The organism is Ottowia flava (genome assembly GCF_008017535.1).
GTDB lineage: Bacteria > Pseudomonadota > Gammaproteobacteria > Burkholderiales > Burkholderiaceae_C > Ottowia > Ottowia flava.
This window is the reverse complement of sequence record NZ_VRUA01000013.1, coordinates 65,977-92,585: the sequence shown is the minus strand read 5'-3', so window position 1 is coordinate 92,585 and position 26,609 is coordinate 65,977. Positions and strand designations below refer to the sequence as shown.

Annotated in this window: 24 protein-coding genes; 3 read left to right on the top strand and 21 right to left on the bottom strand. The window is 66.4% G+C overall.

Features of this window, described 5'->3' with window-relative positions; translation table 11 throughout:
• Nucleotides 1-38 precede the first annotated feature (38 nt).
• Nucleotides 39-1,460 (top strand): short-chain fatty acyl-CoA regulator family protein, encoded by a 1,422-nt coding sequence (locus FVQ98_RS13605; protein WP_147913991.1) that lies wholly within the window; start codon nt 39-41, stop codon nt 1,458-1,460.
• A gap of 82 nt (nt 1,461-1,542) precedes the next feature.
• Here FVQ98_RS13605 and FVQ98_RS13600 read toward each other — a convergent pair whose 3' ends face one another.
• Nucleotides 1,543-2,439 carry a LysR family transcriptional regulator gene (locus tag FVQ98_RS13600; protein ID WP_147913990.1) on the bottom strand — a complete coding sequence of 299 codons (897 nt, stop codon included), beginning with the start codon at nt 2,437-2,439 and terminating at the stop codon, nt 1,543-1,545.
• Nucleotides 2,440-2,538: 99 nt separating this feature from the next.
• Here FVQ98_RS13600 and metE point away from each other — a divergent pair, with 99 nt between their 5' ends.
• Nucleotides 2,539-4,866 (top strand): 5-methyltetrahydropteroyltriglutamate--homocysteine S-methyltransferase, encoded by a 2,328-nt coding sequence (metE, locus tag FVQ98_RS13595; protein WP_147913989.1) that lies wholly within the window; start codon nt 2,539-2,541, stop codon nt 4,864-4,866.
• 298 nt (nt 4,867-5,164) lie between these two features.
• On the opposite strand, the gene FVQ98_RS13590 is transcribed toward metE, so the two are convergent.
• The 7 genes from FVQ98_RS13590 to FVQ98_RS13560 form a co-directional block, all read right to left on the bottom strand.
• Nucleotides 5,165-6,259 (bottom strand): alpha/beta hydrolase, encoded by a 1,095-nt coding sequence (locus FVQ98_RS13590; protein WP_147913988.1) that lies wholly within the window; start codon nt 6,257-6,259, stop codon nt 5,165-5,167.
• 10 nt (nt 6,260-6,269) lie between these two features.
• Nucleotides 6,270-7,853, bottom strand: a complete 1,584-nt coding sequence (locus tag FVQ98_RS13585) for a PHA/PHB synthase family protein (RefSeq protein WP_187265735.1) — start codon at nt 7,851-7,853, stop codon at nt 6,270-6,272.
• A 17-nt stretch (nt 7,854-7,870) separates the two neighbouring features.
• Nucleotides 7,871-8,980 carry an enoyl-CoA hydratase/isomerase family protein gene (locus tag FVQ98_RS13580; RefSeq protein ID WP_147914012.1) on the bottom strand — a complete coding sequence of 370 codons (1,110 nt, stop codon included), beginning with the start codon at nt 8,978-8,980 and terminating at the stop codon, nt 7,871-7,873.
• A gap of 223 nt (nt 8,981-9,203) precedes the next feature.
• Nucleotides 9,204-10,100, bottom strand: coding sequence for a 3-hydroxyisobutyrate dehydrogenase (gene mmsB, locus FVQ98_RS13575; protein WP_147913986.1), 897 nt, complete (start codon nt 10,098-10,100; stop codon nt 9,204-9,206).
• Between the two features lie 43 nt (nt 10,101-10,143).
• The gene (locus tag FVQ98_RS13570) at nt 10,144-11,310 is read right to left on the bottom strand and encodes an acyl-CoA dehydrogenase family protein (protein ID WP_147913985.1); all 1,167 of its coding nucleotides are present in this window, start codon (nt 11,308-11,310) and stop codon (nt 10,144-10,146) included.
• 33 nt (nt 11,311-11,343) lie between these two features.
• Complete coding sequence (locus FVQ98_RS13565) at nt 11,344-11,703, bottom strand: lysozyme inhibitor LprI family protein (protein WP_370512963.1); 360 nt, start codon at nt 11,701-11,703, stop codon at nt 11,344-11,346.
• Nucleotides 11,704-11,900: 197 nt separating this feature from the next.
• Nucleotides 11,901-13,421 carry a CoA-acylating methylmalonate-semialdehyde dehydrogenase gene (locus FVQ98_RS13560; RefSeq protein ID WP_147913983.1) on the bottom strand — a complete coding sequence of 507 codons (1,521 nt, stop codon included), beginning with the start codon at nt 13,419-13,421 and terminating at the stop codon, nt 11,901-11,903.
• A gap of 123 nt (nt 13,422-13,544) precedes the next feature.
• On the opposite strand from FVQ98_RS13560, the gene FVQ98_RS13555 reads away from it, so the two are divergent.
• Nucleotides 13,545-14,468 carry a LysR family transcriptional regulator gene (locus FVQ98_RS13555; RefSeq protein WP_147913982.1) on the top strand — a complete coding sequence of 308 codons (924 nt, stop codon included), beginning with the start codon at nt 13,545-13,547 and terminating at the stop codon, nt 14,466-14,468.
• Nucleotides 14,469-14,546: 78 nt separating this feature from the next.
• On the opposite strand, the gene FVQ98_RS13550 is transcribed toward FVQ98_RS13555, so the two are convergent.
• From FVQ98_RS13550 to FVQ98_RS13495, 13 genes are all read right to left on the bottom strand, one after another.
• A complete protein-coding gene (locus FVQ98_RS13550) occupies nt 14,547-14,984 on the bottom strand; it encodes a hypothetical protein (protein ID WP_147913981.1) in 438 nt (145 codons plus the stop codon).
• A 29-nt stretch (nt 14,985-15,013) separates the two neighbouring features.
• Nucleotides 15,014-16,435, bottom strand: coding sequence for a hypothetical protein (locus FVQ98_RS13545; protein WP_147913980.1), 1,422 nt, complete (start codon nt 16,433-16,435; stop codon nt 15,014-15,016).
• A 327-nt stretch (nt 16,436-16,762) separates the two neighbouring features.
• Nucleotides 16,763-16,918: a hypothetical protein gene (locus tag FVQ98_RS19705; protein ID WP_187265734.1), complete on the bottom strand. Its 156-nt coding sequence runs from the start codon at nt 16,916-16,918 to the stop codon at nt 16,763-16,765.
• 202 nt (nt 16,919-17,120) lie between these two features.
• Nucleotides 17,121-17,600, bottom strand: coding sequence for a VOC family protein (locus tag FVQ98_RS13540; protein ID WP_147913979.1), 480 nt, complete (start codon nt 17,598-17,600; stop codon nt 17,121-17,123).
• A gap of 81 nt (nt 17,601-17,681) precedes the next feature.
• On the bottom strand, nt 17,682-18,344 hold the full coding sequence (gene pncA, locus FVQ98_RS13535) for a bifunctional nicotinamidase/pyrazinamidase (protein ID WP_255507776.1): 663 nt from the start codon (nt 18,342-18,344) through the stop codon (nt 17,682-17,684).
• 175 nt (nt 18,345-18,519) lie between these two features.
• Nucleotides 18,520-19,695 carry a serine hydrolase domain-containing protein gene (locus FVQ98_RS13530; RefSeq protein ID WP_187265733.1) on the bottom strand — a complete coding sequence of 392 codons (1,176 nt, stop codon included), beginning with the start codon at nt 19,693-19,695 and terminating at the stop codon, nt 18,520-18,522.
• 94 nt (nt 19,696-19,789) lie between these two features.
• A complete protein-coding gene (locus FVQ98_RS13525) occupies nt 19,790-20,086 on the bottom strand; it encodes a DUF167 domain-containing protein (RefSeq protein ID WP_147913977.1) in 297 nt (98 codons plus the stop codon).
• A gap of 397 nt (nt 20,087-20,483) precedes the next feature.
• The gene (locus tag FVQ98_RS13520) at nt 20,484-22,544 is read right to left on the bottom strand and encodes an acetyl-CoA carboxylase biotin carboxylase subunit (protein WP_147913976.1); all 2,061 of its coding nucleotides are present in this window, start codon (nt 22,542-22,544) and stop codon (nt 20,484-20,486) included.
• Nucleotides 22,545-22,671: 127 nt separating this feature from the next.
• Complete coding sequence (locus tag FVQ98_RS13515; protein WP_147913975.1) at nt 22,672-22,983, bottom strand: cupin domain-containing protein; 312 nt, start codon at nt 22,981-22,983, stop codon at nt 22,672-22,674.
• The gene (locus FVQ98_RS13510) at nt 22,980-24,512 is read right to left on the bottom strand and encodes an acyl-CoA carboxylase subunit beta (RefSeq protein WP_147913974.1); all 1,533 of its coding nucleotides are present in this window, start codon (nt 24,510-24,512) and stop codon (nt 22,980-22,982) included. The genes FVQ98_RS13515 and FVQ98_RS13510 overlap by 4 nt, the downstream gene beginning before the upstream one ends.
• An 18-nt stretch (nt 24,513-24,530) precedes the next feature.
• Entirely contained in the window at nt 24,531-25,340 is an 810-nt protein-coding gene (locus tag FVQ98_RS13505) for a BUD32 family EKC/KEOPS complex subunit (protein ID WP_187265732.1), read from the bottom strand.
• A 5-nt stretch (nt 25,341-25,345) separates the two neighbouring features.
• Nucleotides 25,346-26,374 carry a methylmalonyl Co-A mutase-associated GTPase MeaB gene (gene meaB / locus FVQ98_RS13500; protein WP_147913972.1) on the bottom strand — a complete coding sequence of 343 codons (1,029 nt, stop codon included), beginning with the start codon at nt 26,372-26,374 and terminating at the stop codon, nt 25,346-25,348.
• A gap of 16 nt (nt 26,375-26,390) precedes the next feature.
• Nucleotides 26,391-26,609 carry a hypothetical protein gene (locus FVQ98_RS13495; protein ID WP_147913971.1) on the bottom strand — a complete coding sequence of 73 codons (219 nt, stop codon included), beginning with the start codon at nt 26,607-26,609 and terminating at the stop codon, nt 26,391-26,393.

Genomic DNA, 26,609 nt, shown 5'->3' with positions numbered 1-26,609 from the left:
GCAAATTTTGCGAATCACCCCCACAAGCGCAGCACGCCATGAAGAAGACGTTCATGGGCGTCAAACTGCGCCGCCTGCGCGCCGAGCGCGGCCTGTCGCAGATCGCCATGGCGCAGGCGCTGGGTCTGTCGCCGAGCTACCTGAACCAGATCGAGCAGAACCAGCGCCCGCTCACGGTGGCGGTGCTGCTCAAGATCAGCCGCGCGCTCGGCGTGGACGTGCAGCAGTTCTCGGAAGACGAAGAAGCGCGCCTGGTTGCGGCCATGCAGGAGGCGCTGGCCGACGCCGCCGAACCCGTCACCCTGCCCGAGCTGAAGGAAGTCGCCACGCAAATGCCCACGCTGGCGCGCGCGCTGGTGCAACTGCATCGGCGCAACGTGGCGACGGCCGCGCGGGTCGAAGCCATGGCGCTGAAGCTGGGCGACGAGCGCTCCGACGCCGCGGCGCCCGCAGCGATGCCGTTTGAAGCGGTGCGCGACTTTTTCTTTGCCTACCAGAACCACTTCGACGGGCTTGATCGCGCGGCGGAGGCGCTCGCCCTGCAAGCACGCGGCCATGGGCCGTTGGCCGCGTGGCTGGCGGAGCGCCTGCGCACGCGCCACGGCGTCACGCTGCTGCACACCACCGACGCCGACACCGGCAAGCGCCAGTTCGACGCCTCCGCGCGCACGCTGGCACTGTCGGGTGAGCTCAATGAAGGCCAGCGCGCCTTCCAGCTGGCCACGCAGCTCGCGCTGCTGGAGATGCGCGAGCCGATCGACGCGCTGATCGACGTGCCGCCCTTCGACGAGGACGCGGCTTCGCGCCATCTGGCCCGCGTGGGCCTGGCGAACTACGTGGCGGGCGCGCTGCTGCTGCCCTACGGCGATTTCTGGCAGGCGGCCGAGGCGCTGCGCTACGACATCGAGCTGCTCGCGCAGCGCTTCGGCGTGGGGTTTGAAACCGTGTGCCACCGGCTGTCCACGCTGCAGCGGCCGGGCGCGCCCGGCGTGCCGTTCTTCTTCGTGCGGGTGGACCGCGCGGGCAACATCTCCAAGCGCCAGTCGGCCACGCACTTTCACTTCTCGCGCGTGGGCGGCACCTGCCCGCTGTGGAACGTGTACGAAGCCTTCGCGCAGCCCGGGCGCATCGTGCCGCAGATGGCGCGCATGCCCGACGGGCGCACCTACCTGTGGATTGCGCGCACGGTGGCTCAGGGGCGGCCGGGCTACGGCGCACGCGGCAAGACGTTCTCGGTGGGCCTGGGCTGCGACATCCGCCATGCGCCGCGCCTGGTCTATTCCAAGGGGCTGGATCTGCGCGACCCGGACGCCGCCACGCCGATCGGCATGGGCTGCAAGGTGTGCGAACGCACCGACTGCCCGCAGCGCGCGTTTCCGTTCATCGGACGCGCACTCGAAGTGGACGAGAACCAGAGCCGGTTCGTGCCCTACGCGTTCGCTCCTACTTCCAAAAAGTGAGCTGGCCGCGCCGGATTGGCGGCGATTTCAGGCGGTTTTAATCTGAAATTGGCGCGGAATCGGCGCCGCCAGCTATGCTTTTTCAAGCGGGCACGGCAGGCAGCGCGCGCGCCAGTGCGATGAAGGCACGCAGGTAGTCGATGTCCAGCTCGCCCTCACGCGCGCCCAGGTGGATCTGCTTGGCCACGCCGCGCGCGCCCAGGCGCACAGGCACCACGCCCAGTTGGGCGGCGTATTCCTGCACCAGCCAGCGCGGCAGCGCCGCCACGCCGCGCCCGCTGGCCACCATCTGCAACATGATGTCAGTGGTCTCAATCGTCTTGTGGCGCCGCGGCGCCACCCCCGCAGGCGTGAGGAACTGGTTGAACACGTCGAGCCGATCCGCCTCAACCGGGTAGGTGATCAGCACCTCGTCCTGCAGCTGCCGCGGCTTGACGTACGCCACCCGCGCCAGGCGATGGTTCGCGCCCACGACCAGCACCTGCTCGTAGTCGAACACCGGCTCGAAATGCAGACCGGGCTTGTACAGCGGATCGGGCGTGACCAGCAGGTCGATCTCGTAGCCGATCAGCGCGCCAATGCCGCCAAACTGGAACTTCTGCTTGACGTCCACGTCGACGTCGGGCCACGCCGCCAGGTACGGCGCCACCACTTTCAGCAGCCACTGGTAGCAGGGATGGCATTCCATGCCGATGCGCAGCGTGCCGCGCGCGCCCTGCGCAAACTGCGCGAGCCGCTCCTCGGCCAGCGCGAGCTGGGGCAGCACGCGCTTGGCCACGCCCAGCAGGTACTGCCCGCCCTGGGTCAGCCGCAGGCTGCGGCCGTCGCGCGTCCAGATCGGCGTGCCCAGCTGATCTTCAAGTTTGCGGATCGAGTGGCTGAGCGCCGATTGCGTGAGACACAGCACTTCGGCCGCGGCGGTGAGCGAGCCGCACCGGTCGACCTCCTGCACGATGGCCAGGTGCATGCGCTCGATCATGTATGAGCCAAATTCATTGAATGTTGAGAATTGACCATTTTACTTCACGCATTGCGCTGCCTACCATGCCTGTCTTTCCTCCTATACGCAGAGCATTTCATGGTCATCACGCACAACCTCGGCTACCCGCGCATCGGCGCGCGCCGTGAACTCAAATTCGCCCTGGAAGCCTACTGGAGGGGCCAAAGCTCGCAGGCCGATCTGCTGGCCACCGGCGCCGATCTGCGGGCGCGCCACTGGGCCGATCAGGCCGCGCTGGGCCTGGTGCCGGTGGGCGATTTCTCGTACTACGACCAGGTGCTCGACATGAGCTTCACGCTGGGCAACCTGCCGGAGCGGGTGCAGGGCTTTCAGGGCGCCGAGCTGGACAACTACTTCCGCGTGGCGCGCGGACGCTCGGCGGCCGTCGCAGAAGCCGCCTGCTGCGGCGGCGCTCACGCCGAGAAGCACGGCGACGGCGGCGTGGCCGCTGGCGAGATGACCAAGTGGTTCGACACCAACTACCACTACATCGTCCCCGAATTCACCGCGCAGACGCGCTTTGCGCTGAACCCCGAGCGGCTGCTGGCGCAGCTGGCCGAAGCGCGCGCCCAGGGCGTGAAGGCCAAGCCCGTCATCGTCGGGCCGGTGACCTACCTGGCGCTGGGCAAGGCCAAGGATGGCGCCGAGAAGCTGGCTCTGCTGGAGCAGCTGCTGCCGGTGTACGCGCAGCTGCTGGACCGCCTGGCCGCCGAAGGCGTGGAATGGGTGCAGATCGACGAGCCGCTGCTCGTCACCGAGCTGGACGCCGACTGGCGCCACGCCTTCAACACGGCCTACCACCACCTCAAGATCTGCAAGCCCAAGCTGCTGCTCGCCACCTATTTCGGGCAACTGAAGGACAACGCCCACCTTGCCGCCAACCTGCCGGTGGCAGGCCTGCACGTGGACGCCATCAATGGCCGCGAAGACGTGCTGCCGCTGCTGGGCCTGCTGCCCGCGCACAAGGTGTTGTCCCTAGGCGTGGTCAACGGCCGCAACATCTGGAAGACCGACCTCGCCGCCACGCTGGACTGGCTGGAGCCGCTGGCCGAGCGTCTGGGTGATCGGCTGTGGCTGGCGCCGTCGTGCTCGCTGCTGCACGTGCCGGTCGATCTGGCCAGCGAAGAGCGGCTGGACGCCAATGTGCGCTCCTGGCTGGCCTTTGCCCGACAGAAGCTGGACGAGCTGGCCGTGCTGGCGCGCGCCATCAACGAAGGCCGCGACGCCGTCGCCCAGGAACTGGCCACCAACCAGGCCGCGCTGGCCGCGCGCCGCGCCTCGCCGCGCGTGCACAACCCGGCCGTGAAAGCCGCCGTCGCGCGCATCGACGCTCAGCTGGGCCTTCGCGAAAGTGCCTACGCGCAGCGCGCCGCCAAGCAGGCCGCACTGTTGAAGCTGCCGGCCTTCCCGACCACCACCATCGGCTCCTTCCCGCAAACCAGCGAGATCCGCCAGGCGCGCAGCGAATTCAAGGCGGGGCGGCTGGACGCTGCGGGCTACCAGCGCGCCATGCACGCCGAGATCGAACGCAGCGTGCGCGAGCAGGAAACGCTGGGCCTGGACGTGCTGGTGCACGGCGAGGCCGAGCGCAACGACATGGTCGAGTACTTCGGTGAGCAGCTCGAAGGCTATGCCTTCAGCCAGTTCGGCTGGGTGCAGTCGTACGGCTCGCGCTGCGTGAAGCCGCCGATCCTGTTCGGTGACATCAGCCGCCCGCAGCCGATGACGGTGGCGTGGACCACCTTTGCACAGTCGCTGACGTCCAAACCCATGAAGGGCATGCTGACGGGCCCGGTGACGATCCTGAACTGGTCCTTCGTGCGCGACGATCAGCCGCGCGCGGCATCGTGCAAGCAGCTGGCGCTGGCGATCCGCGATGAGGTGCTGGACCTGGAGCGCGCCGGCGTCCGCGTGATCCAGATCGACGAAGCAGCGCTGCGTGAGGGCCTGCCCCTGCGCCGAGCCGACTGGAAAACCTACCTGGACTGGGCAATCGAGTGCTTCCGCATCACGGCGAACGGCGTGCGCGACGAGACGCAGATCCACACGCACATGTGCTATTCCGAGTTCAACGACATCATCGCGTCGATCGCCGACATGGACGCGGACGTGATCACCATCGAGACCTCGCGTTCGGACATGGAGCTGTTGGACGCATTCAACGACTTCAAATACCCGAACCAGATCGGCCCGGGCGTGTACGACATCCATTCGCCCAACATCCCCACGCAACAGCACATCGTCGGGCTGATGAAAAAGGCGGCCGAACGCATTCCGCCCGAGCGGCTGTGGGTCAACCCCGACTGCGGGCTGAAGACGCGAAATTGGCACGAAGTGATCCCCGCGTTGGAGCAGATGGTGGCCGCAGCCAAAACGTTGCGCAATGAGGTAGCGACCGCTGCCTGAGCATGGTGAGCAGCCCAGCCATCAGGCCGCTCGCGCCCCTAGCATGACTCACTCCGACCGCCCGCCACGGCCTGAGGTCGTGGCTCTTTGTTGTTTGCTAGTCGCGTGCTGCAGGTATGCTCGCGCTCGCGCACGCGCTGGGTTGGATGCGTCACGCGGTGCGCAGGGCCAATTGGTGAATTCCAAAAGAAATCGGGCCCTGGCCCTAGTGGATATTGAGAGACCAGCTCCTCTTTTGGAAGCAAAAGGTCACTCGACGCACCTGGCGGTCGCCGCGCGCGGTCGACGCAGGCCGGTTTCAGTTGAAGCGCGTCTCCAAGAACTCGCGCGCGCGCCGGTACAAGTCGACGCGATTGAGCTCCAGCGCCATCGAATGGGTACCGCGCGCCAGCACCTCCAGACGCTTGTACGACGCGCCGCGCAGCCGGTCGAACACGTCCTGCGCCATGGACAAAGGCGTGTCCACGTCCCACTCGCCCCATAGCAGTTGCGTGGGCGCGCGAATACGTTCAGGGGTGTAGGTCGCGCCTCCGGCGCCCCAGATATCGATCAGGTCGGCCATCACACCGTTGGGCACGCGCACGGTATCGTTCTCGGCTCCTGGCGTGCACTGCACCGCGGACAAGGCCTGCCACCAGGCGTCAAACTCGGCCGCGGGCATGATTTGCTCAGCCAACGTGTCCTCCAGGCCGCGCACCCAGCGCTTGCGCGCCTCGGCCTTGGGCACATTGCGGAAGGCGCCCAGGAAATCGACCGTGCCCAGCGCGGGTGTGGGCATAGCCGCCATCATCCAGCGCGACAAAGCCACCACCGGCGTGTTACGGATCGTCCACAGCGGCGCCACCATGACCAGATTTCGAACCAGTTCCCCGTACTCGGCCGCGAAGCCGCCGGCGATCGACGTACCCCAGGACCAACCGATCAGGTTGACCTGGGCCGCACCGCTGCGCTGGCGCACGAAGTCGACCACAGCCGCGAGGTCATGCAAGGCATCCGCGGTCTTGGCGTAGGGACTGCGTGCGCCGGCGCCGCTGGTGAATTCGGGCGGGCGCGACGAGCGGCCGTAGCCGCGGATGTCGAACACATAGGCGTCAAAACCGTGCACGGCCATGTAGTCCAGCCACGAGCCGCCGCCGAACATCGGATGGTCAAACACCACGCTGCCGGCGTAGCTGGCGCCGTGCACGAAGACCACCACCTTCTGGTCATTGACCGGTTTACCCGGTAGGCGCTTGTTGCGCACGTGGATGGATACCTCGGGCGCGCCGGGAACGGGCAGCGCGAAATCGCAGACGGCAATGTCGGGCAGGCCCTCGCGGGACGCAGTGCTGGACGCGATCTCGATGGCCGTGCGGGGAACGGAATCGGTGGCGTTATCAGGGTCGCGGCGCATCGTTCCGCACTCAGCCTTGCGGCACTATTTCCAGCACGTAGGAACCAGGCGCGGCTTCAATCACCGGCCAGTCGGCGCTGCCCAGCGCCTGGGGTGCGGCCACCTGCTTGCCGCTGAACTGGGCGACCCAGCGCTGCCATTCTGGCCACCAGCTGCCCTGGTGCTTTTCAGCGCCGGCCTGCCAGGCCTCAGGGTCGGTCGTGCGCGGGCCGTTGAACCAGTAGCTCTTGCGCGACTTGGCCGGGTGGTTGATCACGGTGCCGGAGACGTGGCCGCCTTCGGTCAGCAGGAATTCGGCGGGGCCCGACACCAGGTCCAACCCGAGCAGCGTAGTCTTCCAGGGGACGATGTGGTCCTCGGTCGCCGACACGAAGCAGCACGGCATATCAAGGTTGCCAGGGTCGGACTTGCGGCCGCGCAGTTGCAGCGCGCCGGGCTCGCGCATCAGGTTCTTGAGGTACATGTTCTCAACGTAGTACTGGTACAGGTTGGCTGGCACGTTGGCCGTGTCGCTGTTCCAGTACAGCACGTCGAAAGGCGGGATGTTGTCGCCCAGAAGGTAGTTGGACACGTAGAAGTGCCAGATCGAATCCTTGGCGTGCAGCATGGCCATGGCCTTGGCCAAATCCTGGCCGGGCATCACGCCCTTCATGCGCAGGCGCGGCTCCATGGCGGCGACCTGCGGTGGATCGATGAAGATGCCCACGTCGCCGTGGTCCGAATAGTCGACCAGCGTGGTGAGGAAGGTGGCCGAGGCAATGCGCTTCTTCTCGGCCGCCGTCATCACGGACAGCGCCGAGAATGACAACGCGCCACCGATGCACCAGGCCAGCAGGTTGGTTCTGGGCGAGCTGGCGACGTCGCAGGTCACCTTGATCGCCTTGTGCACACCGTCGTAGATGTACTCTTCCCAGCCCGCCTGGGTGGTGCCAGCGTGCGGGTTGCGCCAGGACACCATGAAGACTTGCATGCCCTGCTCCACCAGGTACTTGACGAAGGACTTCTGCTCGTTCAGATCGAACGCGTAGTACTTGTTCACGCAAGGCGGCACAACCACCACCGGCACGGCGCTGACCTTCGCCGTGAGCGGCTGGTACTGGAGCAGCTGGAACACCTCGTTCTGGAACACCACGGCGCCGGCCGTGTTGGCCAGGTTGCCGCCGACCGTGAAGGCCGATGCGTCGGTCGACGCGGGCAGCGCGTTGTTCTGCAGGTCTTCCAGCGCGCGCGTCAGGCCGGTCAGCACGCTCTTGCCCTGCGTGTCCAGCGCCTTCTGCAAGGCTTGCGGGTTGGTCAGGAAGTAGTTGGACGGCGACAGCGCGTCCACCGCATACTGCACGTAGAAGTTCCACAAGTTCTTCTGGTGCGCAGGCAACTGGTTGCCCAACTCACCGACATGCTGCGCAGTCTGGCCAGCGGCCTCGTACCACTTCAGCAGGAAACGGCCGTAAGGTGTGGCCGTCCAGGCCGGGTCCTTGAAGCGCGGGTCGCTCGCCAGCGCGCCAGGCGCGGCGCCCTCGCCAGGCGTCTGCTGCGGTAGCATCCAGTGGCGGGTCCAGTCTTCGAACAGGCGTTGCAATGAGTCGGGTGTCATGGGCAATGGGCTCCGGCTTACAGTAGGTCGGCCAGCGGATGTGGCGGCTGCAGGAAGGATTGAATGTAGTCGTCGCTCACCTCGGCCAGGGTGGCAGGGCGCCATTGAGGATTGCGATCCTTGTCGATGATGAGGGCGCGGATGCCTTCAGCAAAGTCGCCAAACCGTGCACAAGCGACGGAGACATGGTATTCCAGCCGCAAGACATCGGCCATCGATAGGTGCAGCACGCGCCGCCACAGCGCGAAGGACAGCCCCGCCGAGGTGGGCGAACCCTTGACGAAGGTCTTGGCCGCATTGGACAGCCACGGATCTTCGTGCGCTGTCAACGCCTGCAGACGCCGCGCAATGTCGGCCAGCTGGTCGTGGCCAATGATGGCTTCGATCGCGTCAAAGTGCTTGCGCAGGTTGGACGGCGGCAAGGCCGCTTCGGGGACAGAATGGCGCACCAGCACGTGGCTGAGGCGCGCGGAGTTGACGTCGGCAACATCGGACCATTGCGCCTTAGCGAGATCGGCCAGCACCTGTGCCTTGTCGTCCTGCGCGACCACAAAATCGACCAGGCCAGCAAAGCGCGCATCGGCCGCGTTGATAGACGCACCGGTCAGCGCCAGAAACAGGCCGGTGCGTCCGGGCGAGCGTCGCAGGAACCAGCTGCCGCCCACGTCGGGGTACAGGCCGATGGAAATCTCCGGCATCGCCAGGCGCGTCGACAAGGTGCCCACGCGGTGCGACGCGCCGGCCAGTAGGCCGATGCCGCCACCCATCACGATGCCGTTGCCCCAGCACAGCACGGGTTTCGGGTAGGTGTGGATTTGGTAGTCGAGCCGGTATTCGCGCTCGAAAAAGCGCGCGGCGTTTAGCGGGATCTGACCCGGCGGCGTTTCGCGCATCGACGCGTACAGTAACTGCAGATCGCCACCCGCACAGAAGGCCTTGTTGCCGACTGCGTCGAGCACCACGCCGACGATGCCCCGGTCCTTGGCCCAATCCGCGAGCTTGGGCCCAAGTTTGTCGATCATCGGGAGCGACAGCGCGTTGAGCGTGGGCAGCGAATTGAGCGTGGCGTGGCCAAAGCGCCGCCCGCAAGCGGTGATGATCTCGCTGAACAGCACGCAATCCTGCATGACATCCTGCGTCTGGGGATCCGGGCGCTCAGACATGGCACCCCACCGCTAAAAAGGCCTTGCAGCCGCGTGTGTCGGGCTCGCGCCCGGTGGTGTCGTTCATCCGTACATTCCTCTAATCGTCAGCGCCACGGCGCCGTCCCGGCGCAGGGGCGGCGTACCACACGCCGCAGAAGCGCCGCGCTCCCTCATCGACCGAGGGCCGCTTCTGCGGGTTGCAGCATCAAGGCTTCTTCTGAAACATCTGAATGACGCTGGAGAAATCGAGCCCGCCCTGCCCCGCCAGACTGTGTGCGGCGTAGAGGTTGCGAGCCATACCGCCCAGCGGGGTGGAGGCGCGCACGGCCGCGGCATTCTCCTGCGACAGGCCGAGGTCCTTCAGCATCAGGTCGGTACCGAAGCCGCCTGCGTAGCCTTTGGAGGCCGGTGCCGTCTCCATCACACCGGGCAGCGGGTTGTACTTCTCGAGCGCCCAGTTGCCGCCGGAGCTGCGACGCATGATCTCGGACAGCACCTTGGGGTCGAGCCCATTGGCGATGCCCAGCGCGATGGCCTCGGACGTGCCGATCATCAAAATCCCGAGCAGCATGTTGTTGCAGATCTTGGCGGTCTGGCCCGCACCGGCATCACCGGCGTGAAAGATGTTGCTGCCCATCTTGTCCAGTACCGGACGGGCGCGCTCCAGGTCGGCCGCCCCACCGCCCACCATAAAGGTCAGCGTGCCGGCAATGGCGCCGCCCGTACCACCAGATACCGGCGCGTCGATGACCACCACACCACGCTTCGCGGCGGCTTGCGCGACCTTGCGCGAAGTGGCGGCAGCGATGGTGCTGCTGTCGATCACCAGCGTGCCGGTCGGCAGCATTTCAAGCAGGCCGGCTTTGCCGTCGCTGCCCAGGTACAGCCCTTCCACGTGCTGGCTGGCGGGCAGCATACTGACCACCACTTGGGCGCCAGTCACCGCGTCTTCGGCCGACGACGCAATCGCCACCCCATCCTTCCGCAGGGCGTCGCACGCGGCGCTGGACAGGTCGAACGCTCGCACCTCGAATCCAGCCTTGTGCAGGTTCAGCGCCATCGGGCCGCCCATGTTGCCCAGGCCAATGAATGCCACTTTCATCTCTTTTCTCCTTGGTTTGTAGGTCTGTTGGAAAGGCGCCGACTCAGCGGATCGTGCCTGCGGTGTCCAGTTCCAGCAGCTTGCGCGCCACAATGACACGCATGATTTCGTTCGTTCCCTCGAGGATCTGGTGCACGCGCGCATCGCGCAACAGGCGCTCTAGCGGGTATTCGCGGATGTAGCCGTAACCGCCGTGCAGCTGCAGCGCGTCGTTGATGACGTTGAAGCCCGCGTCGGTGGCAAACCGCTTGGCCATGGCGCAGTACGTGGCCGCGTCGGGGTGGCCGGCGTCCAGCTTGCTGGCGGCCAGCCGCACCATCTGGCGGGCAGCGACCAGTTCGGTTGCCATGTCGGCAAGCTTGAACTGCAGCGCCTGAAAGCTGGCCAGCGTCTTGCCGAACTGTTTGCGCTCCTGCATGTAGCGCTGCGCGTGGCCCAGCGCGCCCTGCGCCGCGCCCACCGAGCAGGTGGCGATGTTGATGCGCCCGCCGTCCAGCCCCTTCATGGCGATGCGAAAGCCCTCGCCCTCGTTGCCCAGCAGGTGGTTGGCGGGGATGCGCACGTTGTCAAAGCTGATCTGGCGCGTGGGCTGGCTGTTCCAGCCCATTTTTTCTTCTTTCTTGCCGTAGTGAATGCCCGGCAGGTTGGCCGGCACGGCGAAGGCGCTAATGCCGCCCGCGCCCGAGCCAGCGTCGCCCGTGCGGGCCATCAGCACCAGCACGTCGGTGCTGCCCGCGCCGCTGATGAAGGCCTTGCCGCCGTTGATCACGTATTCGTGGCCCACCAACTCGGCGCGCGTCTTGATGGACGCGGCGTCGGAGCCGCTGCCGGGCTCCGTCAGGCAGTAGCTGGCCAGCTTCTGGCCGCTGATGAGTGGCTCGCCCCACTCGGCGCGCACTTCATCGGTGGCCCAGGTGCCCAGCATCCAGGTCGCCATGTTGTGGATGGTGATGAAGGCGGTGGTGCTCGGATCGACCGCCGCCAGCTCTTCAAAGACCAGCGTGGCGTCCAGCCTCGGCAGCGCCAGGCCGCCTGCGCTCTCGGGCGCGTACAGGCCACAAAAGCCCAACTCGCCCGCCTTGGCGATCGCTTCGCGCGGGAAGATGCTTTCGGCGTCCCACTTCGCAGCGTGCGGCGCCAGCTCGGCCTCGGCAAAGGCGCGCGCGGTGTCGGCAAAGGCGCGCTGGTCTTCGCTCAGTTCAAAGTCCATGCTGGTGTCTCCTCGAAATCGTCTTGGTTGTGGTCAGGATGGCGGCGCCTCACCGTGCTGCAGCCAATGCATCAGCCCGGCGCGGCGGCCCCTCGTCTGCGTGGTCAGGCACTCGTGGTAAAGCCGTGGCCATTCGGGTAGAGCTTCGGCCGCGCGCTGCGCGGTCTTGCACTGTGCCACGCGCGTGCGCTGCCAGGCCGACTGGCCCTGTCGCAGCGCGGGCCGCTCGTGGGCCGACAGTGCGCGCATCACGTCGCCGTACAGAATTTGCAGGTCCGTGTCGGCCTGCTGGTAGTCGCGTACCGCGCAGGCGTTGGACTCGGCCACGCTGCCGCCGGGGCGGCAATCGGCACCCGCCTGCGCCCAAGCAACGGCGCTTCCGTACAGTGCCAAGGCAACGACGAGGTAACGGCCAGTCACTGCGAGCGCTCTGCCTTGCGTTGGCCAGCGTGCTGTGCCAAGCACTGGCGCAACGCCAACTCAGGCGGCCGCGCAAGGGCCGCCCCGCCGCGCTGGCTGCGTCCCCCTCCCGAAGTGCGCAGCGCACAGAGAGAGGGGGAAGGCGCCACAGGCGACTCAGGGGGTGTCACTTACTTCAGGCTGATAGTGGTGTTCACGCCGTGGCTGGTCGTGCTGTCGTCAAACCAGCGCGCCGTGACGGTCTTGGTCTGCGTGTAGAACAGCACGACCTGCTTGCCGTAAGGGCCCAGGTCGCCCAGCTTGGACGCGCGGCTGCCTGTGAACGAGAACAGCGGGACCGGCACCGGGATCGGCACGTTGATGCCGACCTGGCCCACGTCGATGTCTTCCTGGAACTTGCGTGCCGCGGCGCCCGACTGCGTGAAGATCGCTGTGCCGTTGCCGTTGGGGTTGGCGTTGATGAATTCGATCGCCTGGTCGATGTCGTCGGCCGCCACGATGCACAGCACCGGGCCGAAGATCTCCTGCTCGTACACGCTCATGCCGGGCTTCACACCGCTGAAGATCGTCGGGCCGACGAAGTTGCCTTTCTCGAAGCCCTTCACCGTCGGTTGGCGGCCGTCCAGCTCCAGCTTGGCGCCTTCGGCCACGCCGCGCTCGATCAAGCCGGTCACGCGGTCCAGCGCCGCGCAGCTGACCAGCGGGCCCACGTCGGTGCCGGCTTCGGTGCCAGCGCTCACCTTGAGCGTCTTGGCCTTCTCGACCAGTTCGGGAATCCACTTCTGCGCCTCGCCCACCAGCACCACCACCGACAGCGCCATGCAGCGCTGACCGGCCGCGCCGAAAGCGGCACCGGCCAAGGCGTTCAGCGTCTGCTCCTTGTTGGAGTCGGGCATGACGATGGCGTGGTTCTTCGCGCCCATCATGCATTGCACGCGCTTGCCGTTCAGGCTGGCTCGGTTGTAGACGTGGGTGCCGACCTTGGTCGAGCCGACGAAGCTGATCGCCTTGATGTCGGCGTGGTCACAAATCGCGTTCACGGCGTCTTCACCGCCGTGGATCACATTCAGCACGCCAGCGGGGATGCCCGCTTCCAGCGCCAGTTCGCACAGGCGCATGGTGACCATCGGGTCCTGCTCGGACGGCTTCAGCACGAAAGTGTTGCCGGTAGCGATGGCCATCGGGAACATCCACAGCGGAATCATGGCCGGGAAGTTGAACGGCGTGATGCCTGCGCATACGCCCAGCGGCTGCATGATCGAATAGGTGTCGACGCCGTTGGCCACGTTGTTGGCCAGGTCGCCCAGCTGCAGCGTGCCGATGTTGGCGGCGTGCTCCACGACTTCAAGGCCGCGGAACACATCGCCTTCGGCGTCGGGCAGCGTCTTGCCCTGCTCGGCCGTCAGCAGCGCGGCCAACTCGCCCATGTTTTCGCGGATCAGCTGCTGGAGCTTCAGGAAGATGCGCGCGCGGGTGCCGATGGGCGTTTTCTTCCAGGTCTTGAAGGCTTCCTTGGCGGAAGCGACAGCGGCGTTGATCTCGTCCGCCGTGGCAAAGGGCACGCGCGCCAGCACTTGCTGCGTGGCGGGGTTGACCACGTCGCGCCATTGCGTGGTCTTGGATTCGACCATCTTGCCGCCGATCAGCAGCTTGACGGTGGGGGCCTGTACGTTGGTGGTGGATGCGTCCATGGCGAATTTGTCTCCTGTCAGTGGGTGGTCAACGAATGCCCCATGGTAGCCGTGCAAAATTCACAGGGCAATAGACAATGACGCACGTTGGCTTTGCAAATTTGCACATCAAGGACGCTTGCCATGGACTGGGACAACCTGCGCTACTTTCTGGAACTGGCCCACACCGGCACCCTGGCCGCCGCCGCACGCCGCACCGGCGTGGAACACACCACCGTCGCGCGCCGCATCCATGCGCTGGAAAAGCAGATGGGCACACCCCTGTTCGCCCGCGAAGCCACCGGCCACCGCCTGACCGAAGCCGGCCGCCAGCTGCTGCCCGCCGTCGAAGCCATGGCCGGCGCCGTGCAGGGTGTGGAACGCGCGGCCCCTGCCAACGCCGCCGCCAGCGGCCCGTCCGGCCTGGTGCGCGTGGGCGCCACCGAGGGCTTTGGCACCCAGATATTGGCGCCGCACCTGGCGCGGCTGACGCTGCAACACCCCGGCCTGTCGATCGACCTGCTCGCCCTGCCCCGCATGCTGCACCTGAGCCGGCGCGAAGCCGACATCGTCATCTCGCTGGAGCGGCCCAAGCGCGGCTCCGTCATCGTCACCAAACTGGCCGACTACACCCTGCGCCTGTACGGCCAGCGCGAATACCTGGCCCGCCGCCCCCTCGTCGCCAAGCGCGAGGACTTGCGCCACCACGCCTTCATCAGCTACGTGGACGACCTGCTCTTCACCAAGGAGTTGCAGTTTCTGGATCAGCTTTACCCGCCCGAGCGCTTTGCCCTGCGCAGCACCAGCGTCACCGCGCAGTACGAAGCCGTGCGCGCCGGCGCCGGCCTGGCCGTGCTGCCCGCCTTTCTGGCCGACCGCGACCCCATCCTGGCCCGCGTGCTGCCTGGCGAGGCCGAATTCACCCGCACCTTCTGGATGAGCATGCCGGCCGAGGCGAAGCACTTGGCACGCATGCAGGCGGTGTGGGGATTCTTGAAAGAGGTGGGCGCGAGCGAAACGGCCACTTTGGTGGCCAACAGGGCGGCGGCACCTCGCGCGCCGCGTTAGCGGGCTTGGCGACGTGGCGGCGGCGGCATCGCCATCAAGCGCGCGCTGCTGCGTGGCTCGATTCGGCCCCCGACGGCGTCAGCGCTCGCGCGTGAACACCGATTCCAGAGGCCGGTACTTGCGCCCGTCCGCAGTTGCCGTGTGCACGGCGTCGAAGGCGGCAATTGCGTAAAAGCGCCTGGGTGCCGTGGTCCGCTCCCACACCATCAGGTGGATATGAGGGTTGGCGCTGGTGAAGCCCGTGCTGCGCTTCCACTCTTTGCCCAGCGCCGCGTCGACGGATCGCGCGATCGCATCGTCACTGGTCGTCGCGTCCGCGGCCAGCGTCTCACCATCCACGCTCTGACCCGCGCCTCTGGCGCGGAACGCGTCCGCCAGTTGGGTCGTTGCCTGATTCAAAGGCAGCGTGCTTTCGTCTCGGTAGGTAAAGGCCTGAACGCCGGGAATCCGAAGCAATTTCAAATCTTTCATGGTTCGGGAAAAGGCTGCCGTCGGGCTGAGCATGATGGCCGCCATGGTGGCGGCAGTGTCTCGTCGCGTCAGACTCATTGCGCACGAACCTTGGCAGCCTTGCTGTCAAATGTCGCCGTCGCCGGGCCTTGGTACCGGTCGCCATTGGCGTCCACTGGGATCGCCAATTGTTCCAGCACACGGGCGGTTTCGGTGCGGCTGCCGTTCGCTTGCGCCACAACCTGATCCACCACTGCGCCGGTCAAACCAGAAACCGTACCGCCAGCCCGACCCAAGCTGGCCGCGCTGATGGCGGCACCCAGCACCCCCTTGACCATGGTCCCGGTTTCGGTCGTGTCCTTGTTCAACGAATCGATACCCGCACGCAGTGCACCTGCGTAGTAACCCAGGGTTTCAGCGTTCTTGTAGTACGGGGTGCCGTTGGTGCCGGGTGACTGCTGCTCGAAGAACTCGGTCGGCGACAGGCCTGTGCCAGCGCCCTGCAGTTGCGCAAGTTGCTTGCCCAGGATTTCCGCGCCCGCCTTCGGGTCCGAACGCATGACCTCGGCCACGTAGGTGCTGAGGCCAAGGCCATAGGCGTCAGACTTGTTCAGTTGATCGGTAATCCCGCGTGGATCGCTGTTCATGACGGTGGTCATTCGACCAACCACATCGGCGATCTTCTGGTCCGTGCCGATCGACGACATGCCCAGGTGAACGCCCGCGTTCTCACGCATGCCTGACACCGCGTCGGCTGCCGCCTCGAATACCTTGCCCTTCACTTGCGGGTCGCTGCTGCCCGCCACCTTGTCCAACAAGGCATTGAGACCATCTGTCCTATAGCTGACGGTAGTGTGCGCCACCCCGGGAGACCCGTTTGCACCACCGCTGTAATCAATGGCGGTAAACGTCGTCTCGTTCACACCCGCCTTGGCCACGCTCTTCAGCGCGTCCTGGGGCATGTCTTTGATGGCCTGGTCAAACGCGGCGCGACCTTCCGGCGTAGCCGTGTCAAAGCTGTTGAGCACAGTCAACACCGCCTTCGCGTCCTTGTCGCTGTTATCCGTTGTTGAGCCGCTGAGGAACTGCGACGAAAAGCCGGAATCGTTATCCGCCGTCCGCGCCGACATCTCCTGGATGTAGGCCTGCTTGGCCTCGTTGCTGCCTTTGCTCGCCACGGATTCGGCCAGCAGTTGCGTGTCCTCACGGCTATCAAAAGCGCTGGCGAGATGGGCCAGGTCCTTACCGCTGGCCCCGTCCGCCATGGTGTCGAACAGATCGCGCTTCTCGTCATTGGACAAGCCGCTGGCGCCGAAAATGCCGCCGGCATTCACGTCGTTGGCAATTTCCTTCAGGTCATCGTCCGTGAACATGCTGAGCGCTTCACCGCGCTCGGCGGGCGACAGGTTCTTCAGATCCTGAACGGTGTCCTTCAAGTTGCCGTTGCGCGAGGTGCCGAGGAAGCCATCGTCGCGCGTGCGGGTTTGAATCGTGGAAACAGTTTCAGAGACAGTCATGCGGGGTCCAACACAAAAAGATGACAGTTTCATTAAAGCTGTTTGACCATTGTTAGGTAAGCTGGTACTGCTACCTATCTCATGCGTGATGGGCGCACCGAGCATAGGTAGTTTTACTAGCTCATGTACGAAACATTGGGTGCGACCGCCGGGCGCAACGTGAGCTGACGGCGGCCCTCAATTTCAAGACAAATCAGGCGAGGGCCCAAGTGGGTATTGCGCTGACAGCTATATTCTTTGTAGCAGACACCGAGCCACCCTACGTGCGCTACCGCACTAACGTCCAGGGGCGACGCCGTGGCCTTGGACGCAGTTGCCCATAGGCGCTTACTCGTTGCGTTGCTTGCCCGTGACCGCTCCGTAGATCAGTTCAATCAGGCAGGACGCTGCAACGAGCAAGCCAGCCGCTGCGGCATGACCTGCGATCAAAAGTACCAGGGCTCCGAGGGTTCCGGCAACGGCAAGGATGGTCGCGAGTTTCATAGGTGATTTCGTTCGTCGGTCAACGCACCTTAGACAAGAATGCGGGAGCGGACAAGCCCTGGCGACAGCCGCGCTAGCTCAACGCAGTGCCATGTGACCCATCCCGCCAGCGCCGGGGCGTACATCGCGCTGAAGGGCTGCTGCGACACGGCTGCGCGCTCCGGTGGGATGTGCGTGGTCGCTGCGAATCCGTGATTCCGAATCAGCCGCCGTTCACCAACTTCCCAAACGCCTCCACCACTTCGGCCGGCGCCTGCACCAACTCAATCAGCACCCCCTCCCCCGCAATCGGAAACTCGTCGTTGGCCTTGGGGTGCAGGAAGGTGATGTCGTAACCCGCCGCGCCTTTGCGGATGCCGCCGGGGGCGAAGCGCACGCCTTTTGACGTCAGCCATTCGACGGCCTTGGGCAGATCGTCGATCCACAGGCCGATGTGGTTGAGCGGGGTGGTGTGGACGGCGGGTTTCTTGTCGGGGTCGATGGGTTGCATCAAGTCCACTTCGACCTTGAAGGGGCCGGTGCCGATGGCGCAGATGTCTTCGTCGACGTTTTCGCGCTCGCTCTGGAAGGTGCCGGTTTTTTCCAGGCCGAGCATGTCGACCCACAGCGTTTGCAGCTTGAGTTTGTCGGGGCCGCCGATGGCGATTTGCTGGATGCCGAGGACTTTGAAGGGGCGGGTCATGGGGTTCCTTGGAAGCGAGTGAAAACTACAAAAACAGGAGCTGGGTGCGCTGGTGGTTGTAGGGCTGGCGGCCGATTCAGTTCAAATCTTCAACAACGCGGCTGACGTGGTGCGCACCACGCCGGCGGCGCCCATGTCGGCCCAAGCCTGGGCCAGCGAGCCGTTCAGCTCGATGGCGCGGCAGGCGTCTTCGACCACGGTGGCGTGCAGGCCAGCGGCGCGCGCGTCCAGCGCGGACCAGGCAACGCAGAAGTCGGTGGCCAGGCCGCACAGCACGACGTGGGTGATGCCGCGCGCGTGCAGGTAGGCGGCGAGGCCCGTGGTGGTGGTGCGGTCGGCTTCGGTGAAGGTGGAATAGCTGTCGACGTCGCGGTGAAAACCCTTGCGGATGACGAGCTGGGCGTGGGGCGCGCGCAGCTCGTCATGCAACGCGGCGTCGCGCGTGCCTTGCACGCAGTGCGTGGGCCACAGCACCTGCGGGCCGTAGGGCAGCGTGACGGTGTCGAAGGGCTGTCGGCCCGGGTGGTTGGCGGCGAACGAAATGTGGTCGGCCGGGTGCCAGTCCTGCGTGATGACGACGTTGGCAAAGTGCGGCACCAGCCGGTTGATGACGGGCACGACGGCGTCGCCGTCGGCCACGGGCAGGCCGCCGCCGGGCATGAAGCCGTACTGCACGTCGATGACGAGCAGCGCGGTGTGGGCGGGCATGGTCGGGGGCGGTGCGTTGGGGGTGGGGGCAGTCATGGCGATCGGTGCGGGGGCGCTCGGCGCTTGCGGGCTAGTCGCTGCAGCGGCTGGCGGGGTGTGCATCAGGGCATTGTGGCGCAGGGCTTCGGTGGATGGAGTTTCAAGAAAAATTGGCCCGCATACCTACAACCACCTGCGCAGACAGCTACCGAATACATAGCACCCTGAACCATCACGCACCGCTCCTGCGCACCGCGTTGAGGATGTCACTGCGGATCAGCGTGGCGGCCTGGCCGCGCGCCATGCTCTCGGGCGTGCGGCGCGAAGTGGCGGCCACGACCAGTTGCAGCGGCGGGTAGACGTAGATCCATTGACCGCCGTAGCCGTTGGCCATGGCGGTGCGGCCGCTGGCGCCGCGCGGCGCGGCGGTGCTGGCCACCCACCACAGGTAGCCGTAGGCAGCGAACAGCGGCGCGCCGCCGGCGTTGCGCCGCTCGGTCGCTCGGCGCACGTAGTCGGCGGGCAGCAGCGCGCGCCCGGCCCAGCGGCCTTCGGCCTGGACCAGCTCGCCCAGGCGGGCCATGGCGCGCGTGGGCAGCCACAGGCCCAAAGCGCCCAGCGCGTGGCCCTGCGCGCCGCGGCGCCAATCAAATCGGTTGATGCCCAGGGGCGCGAACAGCCGGTCGCGCGCGTAGTCGGCCAGCGGGCGGCCCACAGCGCGGGCCAGCGCCAACGCCAACAGGTTGGCCGTGCCGTTGTCGTACGCAAAGCGCGCGCCAGGCGCGGCAACAAAGGGGCGGCGCACGATCTGGCGCAGGTCGTCGTCGCGGTCGCGCTGCGCGGTCTGGTCGCCCGCCCAACCGGCCGTCATGGTCAAGAGGTGTTCAAACCGCAACTGGCGCAGGCGCGGCTCGTCGCTGATGCGCAGCATGTCGGGCAGGCGCGGCGCCACCAGCTCGTTCGTGCCGCGCACCGCGCCATCGGCCAGCGCGCAGCCGAACAGCAAGGCCAGCACGCTTTTGGTGACGGACTGCGTGTCCTGCAGGCTGTCCGCCGCCACGCCAGGGCGACGGTAGTACTCGAATGCCAGATGGCCGCGCTGCACGGCGACCACGCTTTGCACGTCGGCCAGCTGCGCGTCGATGCGCGCGGCCATGCCGGCAAAGGCGCGCTGGTGGCGCGCGGCGAGGACGGGGTCGGCGGCGGGCCAGGTGATCGGCGTGGCTGGAGCACTAGGCGCGGGCATGCGCTGTGCCCAGGCGGGCGTTGTGCCCAACCCGGTCGCGCCCAGCGCAGCCCACCCGCCGATGCCGACCGTGGCCTGCGCCAGCGCGCGGCGGCGCAGCGCATGCGCAGGCGATACGGTGGGCGCGGTTGGGTGTGTCGCCTGGGCAGCGGCGTGACGCAAGGGTGCGACAGCGCGCCACGCACATTCCAAGCATTTTTGGCCTCCAGCCTTGCAACCACCTGCGCAACCAGCTTCTCTATTCATAGCAAACGCCTTAGCCTTCTGACGCCATCCACACCGCCACCAGCGCCTGCGCACAGGCCAGATCGGCATGGGAATCGAAAGCGATCGCCAGCACTTTTTGCCGCCCGGCCGCGCCGTGCAGCAGCTCGACCCGCGCCTTGGACACGCCAAAGGCTTGGGCCGCCCAGGCGATCAGCGCTGCATTGGCCTTGCCGTCCACCGGCGGCGCGCCCAGGCGCACGCGCAATGCGTCGCCATGCGCGCCCGCCGCCTCGGTGCGCTTGGCGCCGGGGGTGGCGTGGATGGGGAGTTTGAGCCAGTGGACCAAGGAATCGAGAAGCGAAATCCGTCAGCACGACGAGCACAAACGGCTCGTCAGCGTCGCCGACCTGCGCGCGCCCGCACGCGTGTGCGGGCCGAGTGCGATGCATCGGCGGACTCGGACGGGCCGGCGTTCAACGGTGCCGCGGCGGGTCGGGCTTCCGGCGCCGGCGCTGCCCGTCCGGCAACGGCGTGCCGCACCACGCTCCGGTCACTGTCCGCGCACGGCTTACGGCTAAGCCGGCTGGACTGACCGTCAGGCGACGTGCAGCGGTACAGCGGCAGCGACCCGCCAGCCTGTGCCTGCGCCACGGTCGATGAAGCGCCGCCCGCCGCGCAGACCACAGCGCACACGAGCGCACGCGCACGGCCGGCCCCAGCCAGCAGGGAAGGCCGCCGCCGCATTACTCGAACTCCACGATCGGCTGATCCACCGTCAGGCTGGCGCCCTGCTCGGCCTTCACGTCTTTCACCACGCCGTCGGCGCTGGCGAACAGCACGTTTTCCATCTTCATGGCTTCGATCACGGCGACGCGTTCGCCAGCCTTGACTTCCTGGCCGGGCTTGACGGCGACCTGCACCAGCAGGCCGGGCATGGGCGACAGGACGTACTTGCTCATGTCGGGCGGCGCCTTGTAGGGCATGAGCTGGTGCAGCTCGGCCGTGCGCGGGTGCATGACGATGGCGTCCAGCTGCGTGCCGTTGTGAATGACGCGGGTGACCAGCGGATTGCGGGTGTGGCCGCGCTCCATCTGGACGGTGAAGGGCTGGCCGTTGACGGTGCCCGTCACGCGCGCGTCGCCCACGAAGCGGTCGATGCTGATCGCGTAGGCGCGATCGCCCTGTTCGCGGTGCACAGTGATGTCGGTGGGTTGACCCAGCGCCACCTCGCCCAGTGTCACATTGACGTAGCGGTTGGCACCCTGCGTGCCCAGCACGCAGACGCTGAAGTCGCGTCGGGGCAAGCGCTTGAAGCCTTCCCAGAACTGGCCTTGCAAGCCCTGCGCCCGGTTGCGGTACCACATGTGCAGGCGCGCCACCAGCGCGACCAAAAAGTCCGGATCGTCGTGTGGCACGTCTTCGGCGCGGAAGCCGTCGGCGTAGTGCTCGGCAATGAAGCCGGTGTTGAAGTCGCCGCTGACGAACTTGGGGTGCGCCAGCAGCGCGGCCTGGAACGGGATGTTGCTTTGCACGCCGCGGATGACGAAGCCGTTGAGCGCTTCGCGCATGCGAGCAATAGCGTCGTTGCGGTCCTTGCCGTGCACGATGAGCTTGGCGATCATCGAGTCGTAGTACATCGGGATCTCGCCGCCGTCGACCACGCCGGTGTCGACGCGCACGCCGACGTCGGTGGTCGCCTGACCCTGGAACAGGTTCTGCTCGGGCGGCTCAAAGCGCACCAGGCGGCCGGTGGACGGCAGGAAGTTGCGGAACGGGTCTTCGGCGTTGATGCGGCACTCGATGGCCCAGCCCTCGCGCTGGACGTCGGCCTGCGTGAAGGCCAGCTTTTCGCCCGCAGCCACGCGGATCATCTGCTCGACCAGGTCCAGCCCGGTGATCAGCTCGGTCACCGGGTGCTCGACCTGCAGGCGGGTGTTCATCTCGAGGAAGTAGAAGTCCTGGTCCTTGCCGACCACGAATTCGACGGTGCCGGCGGACTGGTACTTCACCGCCTTGGCCAGGGCGACGGCCTGCTCGCCCATGGCCTTGCGCGTGGCGTCGCTGATGAAGGGCGACGGCGCTTCTTCAATCACCTTCTGGTGACGGCGCTGGATCGAGCATTCGCGCTCGTTCAGGTAGACCACGTTGCCGTGGCTGTCGCCCAGCACCTGGATCTCGATGTGGCGCGGCTGCTCGACAAACTTCTCGATGAAGATGCGGTCGTCACCAAAGCTGTTGCGCGCCTCGTTCTGGCAGGCGGTGAAGCCTTCGAACGCTTCCTTGTCGTTGAAGGCCACGCGCAGGCCCTTGCCGCCGCCGCCGGCGCTGGCCTTGATCATGACCGGGTAGCCGATGTCCTTGGCGATGGCCACGGCCTTATCGGCGTCGGGGATCGGGTCGTTGTAACCGGGGATGGTGTTGACCTTGGCCTCGTTCGCCAGCTTCTTGGACGCGATCTTGTCGCCCATGGCGGCGATCGAATGCGCCTTGGGGCCGATGAAGGCGATGCCTTCGTCTTCGCAGCGTTTGGCGAAGGCTTCGTTTTCGGAGAGAAAGCCGTAGCCGGGGTGGATCGCCTGCGCGCCGGTCTGCTTGGCCGCTTCGATGATCTTGTCGGCCAACAGGTAGGACTCGCGCGAAGGCGGCGGCCCCAGGCGCACGGCCTCGTCGGCCATCTGCACGAAACGCGCATCGCGGTCGGCGTCGGAATACACCGCCACGGTGGCAATGCCCATTTTCTTGGCGGTGGCGATGACCCTACACGCAATCTCACCCCGGTTCGCAATCAGGATTTTGGTGAACATTTTCTGGCTCCTTAAGCGTGGGGGTTGCGTGTTGCAGCGCGTTGCGCGGGCTGAGGCAGGCGAATTGTCGAAACGCCCGCTGCGCGGCCGCTTTCGCCGCGGTTGGCAACCGGGATCTTGGTAAACATCACACACTTCCTTCTTTTTCAATGACGAGGATGCGCGCCTCTCCTACCGGGTGCGCCACATGCTCGGTCCCTGTATCTGCATAAAAAATGTCGCCTGCTTGGAGCAGGATCGAATGCTCGCGTCCGCCTTCGCGGTAGTGCATACGCACCTGGCCGTCCATTACGGCAAACACTTCCTCGCCATCGTTGACATGCCACCGGTAGGGCTGGTCGGTCCAGTGCAGCTTGACGGTGGTGCCATTCAGAATGGCAATCGGCAGGCTGCCCCACGCGCGCGGGGCAACGAAGTCCCGGCTGACGATGTGCTTCACAGCGGAATGTTCCCGTGCTTGCGCCACGGGTTGTCCAGCTTCTTGTCTTTGAGCATGGCCAGGCTGCGGCAGATGCGCTTGCGCGTTTCGTGCGGCAGCACCACGTCGTCGATGAAGCCACGCGCGCCGGCGACGAAGGGATTGGCGAAGCGGGCCTTGTATTCGGCTTCGCGCGCGGCGAGCTTTTCGGGGTCTTTCTTTTCTTCGCGGAAGATGATCTCCACCGCGCCCTTGGCGCCCATCACGGCGATTTCGGCGTTGGGCCAGGCCAGGTTGACGTCGCCGCGCAAGTGCTTGGAGCTCATCACGTCGTACGCGCCGCCGTAGGCCTTGCGCGTGATGACGGTGACCTTGGGCACCGTGGCTTCGGCGTACGCGTACAGCAGCTTGGCGCCGTGCTTGATGATGCCCCCGTATTCCTGGCTGGTGCCGGGCATGAAGCCGGGCACGTCGACGAAGGTGATCAGCGGGATGTTGAAGGCGTCGCAGAAGCGCACGAAGCGCGCGGCCTTGATGCTGCTCTTGATGTCCAGACAACCGGCCAACACCAGCGGCTGGTTGGCGACCACGCCGACCACCTGGCCGTCCATGCGCGCCATGCCGATCACGATGTTGGCGGCGTAGTCGGGCTGCAGCTCGAAGAACTCGGCGTCGTCCACCACCTTCAGGATGGCCTCCTTGATGTCGTACGGCAGGTTGGGGTTGTCTGGCACCAGTGTGTCCAGGCTCATGTCGGCGCGGTCGGCCGGGTCTTGCGTGGGGCGGTGCGGCGCTTTTTCGCGGTTGCTGGCGGGCACATAGTTAAAAAAGCGGCGCAGCATCAGCAGCGCTTCGACGTCGTTTTCAAACGCCAGGTCGGCCACGCCGCTGCGGCCGGTGTGGGTCAGCGCGCCGCCGAGTTCTTCGGCCGTCACGGTTTCGTGCGTCACGGTCTTCACCACTTCGGGGCCGGTCACGAACATGTAGCTCGTGTCCTTGACCATGAAGATGAAGTCGGTCATGGCGGGCGAATACACGGCGCCCCCCGCGCAAGGGCCCATAATCATGCTGATCTGCGGGATCACGCCGCTGGCCAGCACGTTCTTCTGGAACACGTCGGCGTAACCGCCCAGGCTGGCCACGCCTTCCTGGATGCGCGCGCCGCCCGAATCGTTCAGGCCGATCACGGGCGCGCCGACCTTCATGGCCTGGTCCATCACTTTGCAGATCTTCTCGGCGTGCGCTTCGGACAGCGCGCCGCCGAACACGGTGAAGTCCTGGCTGAACACGAACACCAGACGCCCGTTGATCGTGCCGTAGCCGGTGACCACGCCGTCGCCCGGGATATGCGTCTTGTCCATGCCGAAGTCGTGGCAGCGGTGTTCCACGAACATGTCCCACTCTTCAAAGCTGCCCACGTCCAGCAGCACCTCGATGCGCTCGCGCGCCGTGAGCTTGCCCTTGCTGTGCTGCGCCTCGATGCGCTTTTCACCGCCGCCCAGGCGCGCCGCAGCGCGCTTCTGTTCCAGTTGTTCAAGAATGGGTTTCATGGTCTCTCATTTCGCTCGTTAAACGGTTGAATCGGTGTGGGCCAGCCGCGCGTGACGGTGCGCCGCGGCCGCCACGGCCTGCAGCGCCACGGTGTCGCGCCCAAAGCGGCGGCTGGACGGCAGGTGGCGCAGGCCGCCCAGCTGGCGGCAGGCATGAAGGAATTCGGCGCGGACCTCAGGCCGCTCGGCGCGCATCACGTCCGCCAGCCAGGCGTCGATCTGCGCGGGCGCAAGCGGCAGCGTCCACAGCGTGCTTTGCAAAAACGCCAGCCAGTCGCGCGCCTGCGCTTCGGGCAGCGTCATCACTTCCAGCGGGTCGTCCTCGAAGTCGATCACGCCGGCCAGGCGCGGCGGATCGGCGCGGGCGTCCACGATCATGTTGCGCGCAAAGCCTTGGCTCAGGTATTGCCCGGCCGCGTGGAGGCGCAGCAGTGCGTCGGCAGCGTCGCGCCACAGCGCCAACGCGTGCGGATGCTGGTGCTGCAGCAGCAGCCCCAGGTGTTCGTCGCCCAGCCATTGCATGACGAGGTGGTCGCCCGCCACGTGCAGCAGCTCGGGCACCGGTGCACCGGCGGCACGCAGCGCGCGCAGGCGGGACGCTTCGACCGCTTGGGCACGGGCACCGCCGTGCATCGGTGCGGCCTTGAGCCAGGGCGCACGCAGCAGGCCGGCCAGCGCGTTCAGCACGCGGTAGCGCGCAGGGTGGCGCGGCGCGCGCTGGCCCTTGACGACGACCTTGCCCGCCGCGGTATCCAGGACCTCGATTCGACGCTCGCGCCAGCCCTGGGACTGCGCAACGCGCTCCTGATCCTGTAGCGATAGTGCCATGTCCGTCACGCGCTGGGCTCCGCCGTCAGCGTGCCGGCCAGGCCGAGCAACTGGCGCGCCGCGCTGGACGGCGCCAGTTGGCCGCCTAGTACGGCCTGCGTGGTGGCCGGCAGCGCGTCGCGCACCGCCGGGTGGTGACGGAAGGCGGCTTTCAAGCCCGCCTCAATGCGCTCCCACATCCAGCGGATGGCCTGCTGCTGGCGGCGCGCTTCCAAGCGGCCGTTGGCGCGGCCCAGGCGTTCGAACTCGGTGACGGCGGCCCAGAACTGGTCCAGCCCCTGCCCCAAGAGGCCGCTGATCTGGATCACCTTGGGCTGCCACACCGTGTCCAGCGTCGCGTGATCCGGGTGCCCGTGCATGCCGAGCAGGCGCAGCGCGGAATGGATTTGCGCGCGCGCGCGCGTGGCGGCGTCGGGGTCGATGTCGGCCTTGTTGATCACCACCAGGTCGGCGATTTCCATCACGCCTTTCTTGATGGCCTGCAAGTCGTCGCCGGCGTTGGGCAGCTGCAGCAGCACGAACATGTCGGTCATGCCGTGCACGGCGATCTCGCTCTGGCCGACGCCCACGGTTTCGACGATCACCACGTCGTAGCCCGCGGCCTCGCACACCAGCATGGCCTCGCGCGTCTTCTCGGCCACGCCGCCCAGGTTGCCGCTGCTGGGGCTGGGGCGGATGTAGGCGCCGTCCAGCACCGACAGGCGCTCCATGCGCGTCTTGTCGCCCAGAATGGAGCCGCCCGACAGCGTGCTGGACGGGTCGATCGCCAGCACGGCCACGCGCAGGCCTTGCTCGATCAGGAACACGCCCAGCGACTCGATGAAGGTGGATTTGCCCACACCCGGCACGCCGCTGATGCCGAGGCGCAGGCACTTACCGGTGTGCGGCAAAAGCGCGTTCAGCAGCGCATCGGCCTGCGCGCGGTGGTCGGCACGGGTCGATTCCAGCAGCGTGATGGCCTTGGCCATGGCGCGGCGTTGCTGGGCGGGGGAATCGGGCGCAACCAGGGCCTGGATGCGTTCTTGAATGTCCATAGGTGAAACGAGCCGCTCAGACGCGGATGCTGCGGCCAAGTTGGCGCAGGGCGCAAAGCTTGGCCGCGATGTGCCTGAGCAAAAGAATGAAGGGCACGAGCGCGAAGCCCCAGGCGATCACATTGGCCAGCAGGTTCGGCGACAGCACGGCGTACAGCCAGAAGCTGCCCAGTGGGGTGAACAACATCAGCCCCACCAGCACCAGCCAACCGATCACGACGGCCCGTGTCCACAT